12 protein-coding genes are annotated in these 11,880 nt (G+C 67.9%); 2 read left to right on the top strand and 10 right to left on the bottom strand.

Going from position 1 to position 11,880, the window contains the following annotated elements:
• Window positions 1–83 precede the first annotated feature (83 nt).
• A complete protein-coding gene (trxA, locus tag ACODRV_RS04190; protein ID WP_488907520.1) occupies window positions 84–419 on the top strand; it encodes a thioredoxin TrxA in 336 nt (111 codons plus the stop codon).
• Window positions 420–489: 70 nt separating this feature from the next.
• On the opposite strand, the gene ACODRV_RS04185 is transcribed toward trxA, so the two are convergent.
• From ACODRV_RS04185 to ACODRV_RS04145, 9 genes are all read right to left on the bottom strand, one after another.
• A complete protein-coding gene (locus ACODRV_RS04185) occupies window positions 490–1,764 on the bottom strand; it encodes a bifunctional folylpolyglutamate synthase/dihydrofolate synthase (RefSeq protein ID WP_141628076.1) in 1,275 nt (424 codons plus the stop codon).
• Between the two features lie 8 nt (window positions 1,765–1,772).
• Complete coding sequence (locus tag ACODRV_RS04180; RefSeq protein WP_141628075.1) at window positions 1,773–2,666, bottom strand: acetyl-CoA carboxylase carboxyltransferase subunit beta; 894 nt, start codon at window positions 2,664–2,666, stop codon at window positions 1,773–1,775.
• Between the two features lie 67 nt (window positions 2,667–2,733).
• Window positions 2,734–3,564 (bottom strand): tryptophan synthase subunit alpha, encoded by an 831-nt coding sequence (gene trpA, locus ACODRV_RS04175; protein WP_141628074.1) that lies wholly within the window; start codon window positions 3,562–3,564, stop codon window positions 2,734–2,736.
• A gap of 76 nt (window positions 3,565–3,640) precedes the next feature.
• On the bottom strand, window positions 3,641–4,075 hold the full coding sequence (locus ACODRV_RS04170; protein WP_141628073.1) for a hypothetical protein: 435 nt from the start codon (window positions 4,073–4,075) through the stop codon (window positions 3,641–3,643).
• Window positions 4,076–4,081: 6 nt separating this feature from the next.
• The gene (gene trpB, locus ACODRV_RS04165; protein ID WP_141628072.1) at window positions 4,082–5,296 is read right to left on the bottom strand and encodes a tryptophan synthase subunit beta; all 1,215 of its coding nucleotides are present in this window, start codon (window positions 5,294–5,296) and stop codon (window positions 4,082–4,084) included.
• 32 nt (window positions 5,297–5,328) lie between these two features.
• On the bottom strand, window positions 5,329–5,967 hold the full coding sequence (locus ACODRV_RS04160) for a phosphoribosylanthranilate isomerase (RefSeq protein ID WP_141628414.1): 639 nt from the start codon (window positions 5,965–5,967) through the stop codon (window positions 5,329–5,331).
• Window positions 5,968–5,999: 32 nt separating this feature from the next.
• Window positions 6,000–7,214 carry an NAD(P)/FAD-dependent oxidoreductase gene (locus tag ACODRV_RS04155; RefSeq protein ID WP_488907519.1) on the bottom strand — a complete coding sequence of 405 codons (1,215 nt, stop codon included), beginning with the start codon at window positions 7,212–7,214 and terminating at the stop codon, window positions 6,000–6,002.
• A gap of 51 nt (window positions 7,215–7,265) precedes the next feature.
• Window positions 7,266–8,003: a pseudouridine synthase gene (locus tag ACODRV_RS04150; RefSeq protein WP_488907518.1), complete on the bottom strand. Its 738-nt coding sequence runs from the start codon at window positions 8,001–8,003 to the stop codon at window positions 7,266–7,268.
• A 34-nt stretch (window positions 8,004–8,037) separates the two neighbouring features.
• Window positions 8,038–8,937, bottom strand: coding sequence for a class I SAM-dependent methyltransferase (locus ACODRV_RS04145; RefSeq protein ID WP_488907517.1), 900 nt, complete (start codon window positions 8,935–8,937; stop codon window positions 8,038–8,040).
• 64 nt (window positions 8,938–9,001) lie between these two features.
• Here ACODRV_RS04145 and recQ point away from each other — a divergent pair, with 64 nt between their 5' ends.
• A complete protein-coding gene (gene recQ, locus ACODRV_RS04140; protein ID WP_488907516.1) occupies window positions 9,002–10,858 on the top strand; it encodes a DNA helicase RecQ in 1,857 nt (618 codons plus the stop codon).
• A 1-nt stretch (window position 10,859) separates the two neighbouring features.
• Here recQ and htpX read toward each other — a convergent pair whose 3' ends face one another.
• Entirely contained in the window at window positions 10,860–11,831 is a 972-nt protein-coding gene (gene htpX / locus ACODRV_RS04135; protein WP_141628067.1) for a zinc metalloprotease HtpX, read from the bottom strand.
• Window positions 11,832–11,880: the final 49 nt, after the last annotated feature.

Genomic DNA, 11,880 nt, shown 5'->3' with positions numbered 1-11,880 from the left:
GCTGCAACGGGCCGGAATCACCCTAAGGTGTCCGGCTGACATTCATGCGACGCGGTCCCGCGCGGGCCGTCAGGAGAACATCCATGGCCACCGTCAAGGTCACTGACGAAAGCTTCGAAACCGACGTGCTCAAGGCGTCCCAGCCGGTGCTGGTCGACTTCTGGGCGGAATGGTGCGGCCCGTGCAAGCAGATCGGCCCTGCGCTGGAGCAGATCGCCGACGAACTGAACGGTCAGGTCACCATCGCCAAGGTGAACATCGACGACAGTCCGATGACGCCGTCCAAGCTGGGCGTGAAGGGCATCCCCACGCTGATGCTGTTCAAGGACGGTCAGATGGCCTCGATGAAGGTCGGCGCCATGCCCAAGGGCAAGATTGTCGAATGGCTGGCCGAGGCCGGGGTGAAGGCCGAGGGTTGATCGCCGCCGCTTTGTCGTCACTTCAGACGCGCCCGTCCGGCCTCGCCGGGCGGGCGTTGTTCTGTCCGGCTCAGGTCGGCCAGGTCTCGGGCGACGCGCCCAGAACCTCGCCTGCCAGATAGAGGGAGCCGCAGATGACCACGCGTCCCGCGCCCAGCCGCAGGGCTTGCGTCAGCGCCTGATCGACGGAGCCCGAGACCGCGGCGCCCAGTCCATGGCCACGTGCGACGGCCGCCAGCGCTTCCGGGTCTGCCGCCGCGCCCTCGAAGCCGACGGTGAAAACGGTGGCGTCGGATGCCTTCAGCGCCTCGAAGAAGCCGCCCGCATCCTTGTTGCCCAGCATGCCGACGATCAGGGCCGTGGGACGGGGCGCTTTCGCCTGTCGGGAGGCCAGCGCCGTCGCCAGCGCCCGGGCCGCATGGGGATTGTGCCCGCCGTCCAGCCAGAGCTCCGCGTCCGCCGCCCTCGCCGCCTCGCCGTAGGGACCGGCGGTCAGGCGTTGCAACCGAGCCGGCCAGCGCACCGTCTTCAGGCCCTCGACGATGGCGGTTTCGGGCAGGTCCAGTTCCAGCGCGGCGGCGACAGCGAGACCAGCGTTGTCGATCTGATGCCCGCCCGTCAGCGCGGGCGCGGGGAGGTCGAGAAAGCGCTCCTGGTCTTGGAAGGCCATGCCGCCTCGCTCGGCCCAGGCGTCGAAGTCCACGCCCATGACGGTCAGGGGTGCGCCAACAGCCTGGGCGACCACCTCGATGGCGGCCATGGCCTCTTCAGCCTGTCGGGCGATCAGGCCGCGCGCTCCGGGCTTCAGAATGCCGGCCTTTTCGATCGCGATGCCACGCAGGGACGTGCCCAGAAACTCCGCATGATCCAGATCGACCGGAGTGATCAGGCTGAGCAGCGGACGCTCGATCACATTCGTGGCGTCCAGCACCCCGCCAAGCCCGACCTCGATGATGGCGAGATCGGCCGGGGTCTCGGTCATGGCGACGAAGGCGGCGGCGGTCGTGCTTTCGAAGACGGTCGCTTCGCCCGATACGGTCTCGATCCTGTCGAGGATAAGGTTCAGGGCCTTGTCGGTGATCAGTTCGCCGGCCAGCCGGATGCGCTCGTTGAACCGCACCAGATGCGGGGAGGTATAAACGTGGACCTTGAGTCCCGCCGCCTCGGCGATGGCGCGCAGCAGGGCCACGGTCGAGCCCTTGCCGTTGGTGCCCGCCACATGGATGACGGGCGGCAGGCGATCCTGCGGATCGCCAAGCGCCGCGCACAAGGCCTTCATTCGACCCAGTGACAGGTCGATGCGTTGCGGATGCCGCGCGCGAAGGCGTTCGGAGATCGGGTCCATGACCGCTATTACGCGGCCCGGCGCTTCCCGCCCATCAGGATCGACAGTATCTGGCCGAGAGTTTCAGGCAGATCGCCACGGGCGACGACCTTGTCGACCATGCCCTTTTCCTGAAGGTATTCGGCGCGCTGGAAGCCCGGCGGCAGTTTCTCGCGGATGGTCGCCTCGATGACGCGCGGACCGGCGAAGCCGATCAGGGCGCCGGGCTCGGCCAGATGGACATCGCCAAGCATGGCGTAGCTGGCTGTGACGCCGCCGGTGGTCGGGTCGGTCAGGACGACGACGAAGGGCAGTTGGGCGGCCTTCAGTTCCTGGATCGCCAGCGTCGTGCGGGCCATTTGCATCAGGCTGAGGGCGCCTTCCTGCATACGGGCGCCGCCGGCGGCGGTGAAGCAGACCAGCGGCACGCCGCGTGCGATGGCGGCGCGAGCGGCGGCGATGAAGGCTTCGCCCGCGGCCATGCCCAGCGATCCGCCCATGAAGGTGAAGTCCTGGACGATGGCGACGGCTTCGGTCCCGTCGATCTCACCAAAGCCGATGGCCATGGTGTCCTTGCGGCCGGCGGCCTTGCGCGCGGCGTTCAGGCGATCCTTGTACGGCTTGCCGTCCGAGAATTTCAGCGGGTCTTCCGGCACGTCGGGGGTGTCGATGGACTCGTACTGGCCGCCGTCGAAGGTGAAGCGCAGGCGCGTCGGCGCGTCGATGCGCATGTGACGGCCCGAGGGGGTCACCCAAAGGGCGTTCTCGAGGTCCGAGCGATAGAGCATCTCGCCGCTGTCCGGGTCCTTGACCCAGAGATTGTCAGGCGTGTCCCGACGGCTGACGATCTTGCGGACGCCGGGGGCGAAGCGGGACAGCCAGCCGCCGCGCTTCTCCTGCTGAGGTTTGTTCTTGTCGACCATGCGGGGCGCTTTAGAGCATTTTCGAGCCAGATGCGACGCATCTGGTTTCAGAACGATGCGGTTCAGATCAGACGGTTTCTGTCGCGCGCGCACCCTTCACCGCGTCGGCGAGGCTGCGCACCTTCGCCAGAACGCGCGGAGCGGCGGGTTCGTTCGCTTCAAGAGCGGCGGCGACTTCGTCCACCAGCACGGAGCCGGCGACGACGGCGTCGGACACGCGGGCGACCTCGGCCGCCCGTTCCGGCGTCTTGATTCCGAAACCGACAGCGACCGGCAGGCCCGACGCCTTGCGCACTCGCTCGACCGCGGGAGCGACCGAACCGGCCTGGGCTTCCTTGACCCCGGTCACACCCGCGACCGAGACATAATAGACGAAGCCGGAGGTCCGCCGGGCGATCACCTTCAGGCGGGCGTCGTCCGAGGTTGGGGTCGCCAGCCGGATCAGGGAGACCTGGTGGGGGTCCAGGGCGTCGGTCAGAGGATCGGCTTCCTCAGGCGGGCAATCGACGATAATCACGCCGTCCACGCCGCTGGCCGCGGCGTCGCGGGCGAAGGCCTCGTAGCCGTAGCTTTCAAGCGGATTGAGATACCCCATCAGGATGAGCGGGGTATCCGCATCGCCTTCGCGGAAGGCCTTGGCCAGATCAAGCGTGCCCTTAAGCGTCAGACCGGCCTTGAGGCCGCGCAGGGCAGCCCGTTGGATGGGGGGGCCTTCGGCCATGGGGTCCGAGAAGGGGAAGCCCAGCTCGATGATGTCCGCACCCGCCGCCGGAAGTCCGCGCAGGATTTCAAGGGACTCATCGCGCGAGGGGTCGCCGGCCATCACATAGGCGACAAAACCGGCCCGGCCCTCCGCCTTGAGGGCGGCGAAGCGGGCGTCGATACGGTGTGTGGTCATTGGGCGGTCGCAGCGGGGGCGGCGGCCGGTCCCGACAGGGCGGCCAGGGCAAAAGGGGTCGGCATGAGCGGCGCCGTCAGGGGTTGGCGGGCGTCGGTGCGGGGTGAGCCGCGCAGACATCGCCGGGAATGGCCGCGAACGCCAGCCAGGCCGGAGCGCCGGGCGCCTGTACGCGGGATTCATCGGCGAAGGCCAGCATCTGGAAACCGTCGCAGCCGCCGCCTTCCTTGCGCTTCACGTAGACGACCCGATTGTCGCTTCCACCGGCGGCGATCCACCCCTGACGGCTGAAGTCGGCGGTAAAGGTGTCGACCACGGTCGTGATCGCCGCCTGCGTCGTCGTCACACAGAAGGCCTGTTGCGCCAGACCGGCGTTCCCGCCGCAGGTCGGATCGGCGCTGACGGAGGCGACCTCGGGGATCTCCACGTTCAGTCGGGGCGTCGGCGCGGTCTGGGCCAGAGCCGGCGCCGCGATCAGGGCCGCCGTGGCGGCCAGAATGAGGGTCTTCATGGTGTCCTAGAGCTCCACGCCCAGATGCTTCGCCACGGCGAAGATGTCCTTGTCGCCCCGCCCGCACATATTCAGCACCACATCGCCGCCCTTGCCTACTTCTTTCGCGATCTCGCCGATGCGGGCGAGGGCATGGCTGGGCTCCAGGGCCGGGATGATCCCCTCCAGCCTGGAACACAGCTGGAAGGCCTCAAGGGCCTCGGCGTCGGTGGCGGCGCGGTACTCGGCGCGGCCGATGTCTTTCAGCCAGGCGTGCTCGGGACCGATGCCGGGGTAGTCCAGACCGGCCGAGATGGAGTGGCCCTCCAGGATCTGGCCGTCGTCATCCTGCAGCAGATAGGTGCGGTTGCCATGCAGGACGCCGGGGCGGCCGCCCTGGATGGAGGCGGCGTGATCCGGGCCGTCCAGTCCGCGACCGGCGGCCTCAACCCCGATCAGACGCACGCCGGCGTCACCGATAAAGGGGTAGAACAGGCCGATGGCGTTCGAGCCGCCGCCGATGGCCGCCACGCAGGCGTCCGGCAGCTTCTCCTTGCGAGCCAGCATGGAGGCGCGGGTCTCGCGGCCGATCACCGACTGGAAGTCCCGCACCATGGCCGGATAGGGATGCGGTCCGGCGGCGGTGCCGATAAGGTAGTAGGTGTCCTCGACATTGGTCACCCAGTCCCGCATCGCCTCGTTCATCGCATCCTTCAGCGTGCCGCGACCCGAGGTCACCGGGACCACCTCGGCGCCGAGCAGCTTCATGCGGAAGACGTTCGGGGCCTGACGCTCCACGTCGGTGGCGCCCATGTAGACGATGCATTTCAGCCCGAAGCGGGCGCAGACGGTGGCGGTGGCCACGCCGTGCTGGCCTGCGCCGGTCTCGGCGATGATCCGGGTCTTGCCCATCCGCATGGCCAGAAGAATCTGGCCCATGCAGTTGTTCACCTTGTGGGCGCCTGTGTGGTTCAGCTCGTCCCGCTTGAACCAGATGTCGGCGCCGCCGTGATGGGCCGTCAGACGCTCGGCGAAATACATCGGGCTGGGGCGACCGACATAGTCGGTCAGGAAGCTGTCCAGTTCGGCCTGGAACGCCGGATCTGCCTTGGCCGCATCGTAGGCGTCATTCAGCTCGTGGATCAGCGGCATAAGGGTTTCGGCCACGAACCGTCCGCCATAGGGACCGAACCGGCCCTCCGCGTCGGGGAAGCTGTAGTCGTTGGGTATGATGGCGTTCACGAGGGCAAACTCACGCGGGCAGGCGGCGGAAATCAGGCGGTGGATACGGCGTTCAGAAACGCCGCGATCCGGGCAGGGTCCTTAACACCCGGGGCGCTTTCCACGCCAGAGGACACGTCCACCAGGGGCGCGCTCGCGATGCGGACCGCGTCCGCGACGTTGTCGGGGGTGAGGCCGCCGGCGAGGAACCAGGGCTTTGCGAAGGATCGGCCGGCCAGCAGGGTCCAGTCGAAGGAGGCGCCGACACCGCCGGGCAGGAATGAGCCCTCGGGCGGCTTCGCGTCGAACATCAGGTGCTCCACTTCGGGCTCCCAGGCCTTCGCGGCGTCGATGTCGGCCGCGTTGCGGACGGACAGGGCGCGGATGATGCCCGCATCGGTCAGGCTCCGGACCTGTGCGGCCCGTTCCGGGGGCTCCGATCCGTGCAGCTGGATTAGGTCGGGCTTCAGTATCAGGGCGATCTCGGTCAGCAGGGCATCGTCGGCATCAACCGTGACGGCGACGATCTTCGCCTTGCCCCGCGCGCGCTCGAACAGGGTGGCGGCGTGCAGGGGTGCGATGTGGCGAGGGCTTTTCGGGAACACCACCGCGCCGACGAAGGCCGCGCCGCCGCCAAGGGCCGCGTCCAGCGTATCCGGCGTCGTCAGTCCGCAAATCTTCGCCCGGGTCATGGCAATGGCGGTGCGCCCCTCGGGCGACCGGGTCAAGATCGGTACAGATCCGCGTCCGTATCAGGCTTTCCACGTAGCGCCGAGGACACGATCTGGCTGGCGATCACCGAATAGGTGATGCCGTTGCCGCCGAACCCCATAACGGCCCAGGCATGCTCCATGCCCGGCACGGGGCCGATGGACGGCAGGCCTGTGCTGCTTTCTCCAAAGGCGCCGGCCCAGCTGTAGTCGATGTCAAACTCGACCATCGGCAGCAGGCGCTTAAGCTTTTCGGCGATGGTGGCGCATTTGCGCTTCAGCTTCGCCCTGTCGGCGTGGGCGGTGGATGATGCCTCATCCTCGCCGCCGACGATCAGCCGACCGTCGCGGCTCATGCGCAGATAGAGGTACGGGTCCGCCGCTTCCCAGAGGAGAGTGTCCTTCAGCCAGCGGGGACAGGGCGTCCGGGGCTTTGAGGCCAGCGCCCAGGTCGAGATCACCTCGGCGCCGGGGGTCGGCACCGCCTTGGGAAACTCATATCCGCAGCAGAAGATGACGGCGCCGGCGCGAACCGGTTGTCCGGCGTCGGTCAGCAGGGTGACGCCGTCCGGGTCGCTGACGGCCTCGAGCACCTCAACCGGAGAATAAATTCCGGCGCCGTCCGCCGCGGCCCGTCGGAGCAACCCTGCAGCCAGACGGGCAGGGTCGCCGCTCGCCGAGCCCCGGCTCAGGATGGCGCCGGTGCGGTCGATGCCGAACCGGTCGCGAAGGTCCGCAGGCCTGATGTATCGACTCTCCAGCCCCAAGGCGGCGCGAGCGTCCGCCTCCGCCTCCAGCGCGCGATGCCCATACGCGTCTCCGGCCAGATAAAGGGTGTCCTTGTCATACAGGCCGCAGACGATCCGCTCCTCCACCACGATCCGCTTCAGGTCTTTTATTGCGCGCCGGGATCGCAGGTAGGCCCGCTTCGCGCTGGCCGCGCCGATCCGCTGGGACAGGGCGGTCAGGGGAAGGTCGATCTCCCACTGCAACAGGGCCGTCGAGGCGATGGTCGAGCCGGAAAGCGGCGGGCGCCGGTCCAGCACCGCCACGGAATGATCGCGCGACAGCTCGCGGGCCATGAAGGCCGCGCTGATCCCCGCGCCGACGATAGCGACGTCGACGGAGATAGCCTTGCCGAGCGTACGCGTGTGGACGCCCAGCCCCGGACTGTCAGCCCAGAGAGACCGCCCGGTCCTGAGGTCACGTTTGAGGGTGGCGCCGGTCATCGGTTCTCCGTCGAAGCTGAGCCTTAGCGGACAGACGGGGACGGAGTTCCGTCAGCCGGTGAAGATGGCGTCGATCTCGTCTTCGGTCAGCAGTCGCCACTGCCCGGGGGGCAGGTCGTCGGGCAGGGACAGACCGCCCAGCCGTTCGCGGTGCAGGGCCTCGACGTGGTTGCCGACGGCGGCGAACATCCGGCGGACCATGTGGTAGCGGCCCTCGGTCACGGAGACGAGGGCTTCGGTCGGGGAGACGATCTCAAGCCCGGCGGGCTTCAGCGGGCGGTCGTCGTTCTCGAGCAGCAGCTCACCCGAGGCGAACAGGGCGGCCTCGGAGCCGTCCAGCGGGCGGGCCAGCCGGGCGCGATAGATTTTGGCGACGTTCTTCTTCGGCGAAATGACCCGGTGCAGCAGGTCGCCGTCGTCGGTCATCAGCAGCAGGCCGGAGGTCTCCTTGTCCAGCCGTCCTATGGTCGAAATGGCCGGGTCGCGCCGCCGCCAGCGGTCGGGCAGGACGTCATAGACCAGCGCCCCGTCCTCCTTGTGCGAACAGGTCATGCCCAGCGGCTTGTGCAGAAGGATGACCACGCCCTGCGGCGGGTCCAGCGGCTCGCCGTCGATCTCCATCCGCGTCGGCAGGTCGGGCGTCACTGCGATGCGCTTTGACACATCGGTGATGTCGACGCCGTCCAGCACGATGCCGCCGGCCTTGCCCATGCGCGCCATCTCGGCCCGTGAGCCGTAGCCCAGCGAGCCCAGCAGCTTGTCCACGCGGCTGGTCGGGGTCTTTTTCATTGCCCTATCGCCCGTCGGGCTACTTGAGGGCGGCTCACTTCACCGCCTCGAAGACCTTGTAGCCGCCCGTGTCGGCCACCATCCGGACCCGTTTGAAGGCCTCGTTCAGCTCGGCCTCGTAGGGAAGGTGCCGGTTGGCGACCAGCCAGAGGGTTCCGCCCTTCTTCAGCATTCCGGCGGCCTGCCGGATGAAGGTCTGACCCAGTCGCTTGTCCTCGGCGCCGCCGTCGTGGAAGGGCGGATTGGTGACGATGAAGTCCAGATCGCCGTTCGTCGGGAGGGTGCGCACGTCGGCCTGTTCGATGACGGCGCGGCTGTCGTCGACATTCCTGCGCGCCGCCTCGACGGCCCGCCGGTCGAGATCATACAGGCGCAGGGCGGTCACCGCGGATGAGCGGAGCACCACGGTGGCCAATGCGCCATAGCCGCAACCCAGATCGGCTCCCGCGCCCTTCAGGGCCGGCAAGGTATGGGCCAGCAGAGCCGAGCCCGGATCGATCCTGTCCCAGGCGAAGACGCCGGGTTGGGACCATGCGTCCAAACCCGGAACGATGCGGGGTGCGCCGGCGTCGATGGCGGCGTCCAGTCCGGTCAGGCCGTCACCCTTGATCACCAGACAGCGGCGGTGGTGGGCCTTGGCGCTTTCACCGACCTCGGCGCCGAAGGCTTCCAGCTCCTTCTTCAGGCGCGAGCCACCCTTGTCCTTGGGGGCCATGACGTCCAGCCGTCCGCCGGGTTTCAGGGCCTTGAGGGCGACGGCGAGGGTGTAGCGCCGTTCCAGCACACCGGGCGGGGCGTAGATCATGATCGAGTCCGCGCTGCTTTCGGGCAGGGATTCCAGCGCCATCGCACCTGGAATCAGGGGCGAGGTCTGGGTCGCGGCGCCGGGCGGATCGAACACCGCCGGGGGGCGGCCATAGAGGAGCGTGGTCATCTGGCTCCTCTAGCGGACCACGCCTGCCGGTGACACCCCGGAACAGATCGGGCACAACGCCGCCATGCTCCCCGACTCAGTCTCCGCTCCGACCTTGGCCGATGCGCGCGCCACGCTGGAGCGCGTCTGGGGCCACGCCGACTTTCGCGGCATGCAGGCCGGGGTGGTCGAGGAAATCCTTTCGGGCCGCGATGTGTTGGCGGTACTGCCGACCGGTGGGGGCAAGTCGGTCTGCTATCAGATCCCGGCCATGCTGCGTCCCGGTCTGGGGCTGGTGGTTTCGCCCCTGATCGCCCTCATGACCGATCAGGTCGAAGCCCTGAAACAACAAGGTGTCTCGGCAGCGAGACTGGATTCGGGCGTGTCGATGGACGACCGCTCGGCCATCTGGAGGGCCGTGCGGGCCGGTGAACTGGACCTTCTTTATGTCTCGCCTGAGGGACTCGCGCAGCCACATCTGATCGACCGGCTGCATGAACTGCCCCTGAGCCTTATCGCGATTGATGAAGCACACTGTGTCTCGCAATGGGGGCATGATTTCCGCCCCGACTACCGGACGCTGGGCAAGCTGGCGGAACTGTTCCCCGGCGTGCCGCGTATCGCCGTCACAGCCACCGCGGACGCGCGGACGCGGGAGGACATCGTCCGGTCCTTGCGGCTCGAGGGGGCGAAGGTCATCGTCGACAGTTTCGCTCGCCCGAACCTGCAGCTTTCGGCCATCCGCAAGGAAAATGGTTCGCGCGCCAAGACCGACGCGGCGGTGATTGATCTTGTACGTCAGAGGCGAGGCAGGTCGGGGGTCGTCTATTGCGGCAGCCGCGACGGCTGCGAGCGTGTGGCGCAGGCCTTGAGGGACGCCGGAACCAACGCCATCGCCTATCACGCAGGCATGGAAACCAAAGAGCGGGACAGGCGGCTCGAGCGGTTCCTGGCCGAGGACGGGGCTGTGATGGTGGCGACCATCGCCTTCGGCATGGGGGTCGACAAGGCGGACGTCCGCTTCGTGATCCACGCTGACCCGCCCGGTTCGCTGGAAGCCTATTGGCAGGAGATCGGCCGGGGCGGCCGGGATGGAGAGCCCGCCGAGGGCATCACCCTGTACGGTCCGTCCGATATCGCCTGGAGCCTGCGCCGCCTTGAGGGTCGGCCGATGGCGGAAGAAGTCAAACAGGTCCAGACCCGCAAGGTTCGTCAACTCTTCGCCATGCTGGACGGCGCGACCTGTCGTCCGCAGACGGTGCGGCGCTATTTCGGCGAAGTCGGTGCGGATCGCTGTGGAGTCTGCGACATCTGCGGTGATCCACCCGCCCTGTTCGACGCCACTGTCCCGGCCCAGAAGGCTCTGGCGGCGGTTCAGCGGCTGGGCGAGCGCTTCGGCAAGACACGCATCGTCGATCACCTGCAGGGCAAGACAAAGGATGTTCAGCCTTGGGAGACGGCCCTGTCCACTTGGGGCATCGGTGCGGATATCGCCTCGCATACCCTGAGGGATGTGATCGACCACCTGATGTTCGAGGGCCTGCTGGTCGAGGATCCGAACGAGGGCAAGCCGCTGGTTCGGTTGGGTGATCCGGAGGCGGTGCGCGCCGTCTATCGCGGCGAGCGGGTGATTGAGGTGCGGCTGTCCCCGGCGCGTGTTTCGGCTCCGCGAGAACGGGTCCGCAATGGTCGGAACGCCGCGCTGGAAAACATGGACGCCGACGTGCGGGCCCGGTTCGAAGTGCTGCGCAATTGGCGACGCGAGCGGGCGGCGGAGCAGCGGGTGCCGCCCTATGTCATCTTCCAGGACAAGACCCTTCTGGAGATCGCCCTGGCGGAGCCGGGCGATCTGCGGGCGCTTGAACACATTCCCGGTGTCGGCCAGTCCAAGCTGGACCGGTACGGCAAGGGTGTGCTCGAGGCGCTGTCGGCCGCAGCCTAGATCAGCTCCAGGGACCCCGGCGGACCGGCGGTTCGCCGGAGGTCGGGACGGAGGTGGTCACCGGCCGGGTCGCGGCGGGTTCAACCACAGCGGGGCGGGGCGGGGCCGGACGACGGCCCATCTTCACCGCCAGCTCCATCAGGGCGTGGACGCGGTTGCCGGTGGCCGGGTGGGTCGAGAACAGGTTGTCCGCCCCCTTGCCCGCCAGCGGGTTGATGATGAACAGCTGGCCCGAGGCGGGATTGCGCTCGGCGGTCGGGTTGTGGATGCGGTGGGCGTAGGCCTCGATCTTCTGCAGGGCGGAGGCGAGGGCGTTCGGATCGCCCGCGATCTCCGCGCCGACGCGGTCAGCCTCGTACTCGCGCGAGCGGCTGATGGCCATCTGCACCAGACCGGCGGCCATCGGCGCCAGGATCATCAGAGCGAGCGTCCCGATGATACCGCCGGGACGTTCGCGGTCATCCCCTCCACCGAAGAAGAGGGCGAAATTGGCCAGCGCCGCGATGGCGCCCGCGATGGTCGCGGTGACCGTCATCGTCAGGGTGTCGCGGTTCTTCACGTGAGCCAGCTCGTGCGCCATCACGCCGCGAATCTCCTCGCGGGTCAGCATGTCCAGCAGGCCGGTGGTGGCGCAGACGGCGGCGTTTTCCGGATTGCGGCCCGTGGCGAAGGCGTTCGGCTGATCGTTGGGGATGATGGCGATCATCGGGCGAGGCATGCCCGCGTCTCGCGCCATCTGCAGGGTGTCGGCGACATAGGTGCGGACCACGGCGTTCGGATGGCTCTCGTCCACCGGCTGGGCGCGGTACATCTTCAGCACGATCTTGTCGGCATTCCAGTAGCTGAAGATATTCATGCCTCCGGCGACCGCCAGCGCGATCAGCATGCCCGGCACGCGGCCGATCATGTAGCCGACGCCCATGAACAGGGCGGTCAGCACGGCCAGAAGGGCAAAGGTCTTCAGGTGGTTCATCGGGGTTCGACAGAGGGGCGGATGGCGCCGGTTGGGGAGACTTCCAATT

This window comes from Brevundimonas sp. FG8, assembly GCF_057808845.1.
The sequence above is the reverse complement of the archived record's forward strand: the minus strand, read 5'-3'. Positions and strand labels throughout refer to the sequence as shown.

Bases quoted from the DNA above. Each gene is read 5' to 3' on its own strand.
- trpA (WP_141628074.1), bottom strand. From the start codon at position 3,564: ATGACCACACACCGTATCGACGCCCGCTTCGCCGCCCTCAAGGCGGAG.
- ACODRV_RS04185 (WP_141628076.1), bottom strand. From the start codon at position 1,764: ATGGACCCGATCTCCGAACGCCTTCGCGCGCGGCATCCGCAACGCATC.
- htpX (WP_141628067.1), bottom strand. From the start codon at position 11,831: ATGAACCACCTGAAGACCTTTGCCCTTCTGGCCGTGCTGACCGCCCTG.
- recQ (WP_488907516.1), top strand. From the start codon at position 9,002: ATGCTCCCCGACTCAGTCTCCGCTCCGACCTTGGCCGATGCGCGCGCC.
- trxA (WP_488907520.1), top strand. From the start codon at position 84: ATGGCCACCGTCAAGGTCACTGACGAAAGCTTCGAAACCGACGTGCTC.
- ACODRV_RS04145 (WP_488907517.1), bottom strand. From the start codon at position 8,937: ATGACCACGCTCCTCTATGGCCGCCCCCCGGCGGTGTTCGATCCGCCC.
- ACODRV_RS04160 (WP_141628414.1), bottom strand. From the start codon at position 5,967: ATGACCCGGGCGAAGATTTGCGGACTGACGACGCCGGATACGCTGGAC.
- ACODRV_RS04150 (WP_488907518.1), bottom strand. From the start codon at position 8,003: ATGAAAAAGACCCCGACCAGCCGCGTGGACAAGCTGCTGGGCTCGCTG.
- ACODRV_RS04180 (WP_141628075.1), bottom strand. From the start codon at position 2,666: ATGGTCGACAAGAACAAACCTCAGCAGGAGAAGCGCGGCGGCTGGCTG.
- ACODRV_RS04170 (WP_141628073.1), bottom strand. From the start codon at position 4,075: ATGAAGACCCTCATTCTGGCCGCCACGGCGGCCCTGATCGCGGCGCCG.
- ACODRV_RS04155 (WP_488907519.1), bottom strand. From the start codon at position 7,214: ATGACCGGCGCCACCCTCAAACGTGACCTCAGGACCGGGCGGTCTCTC.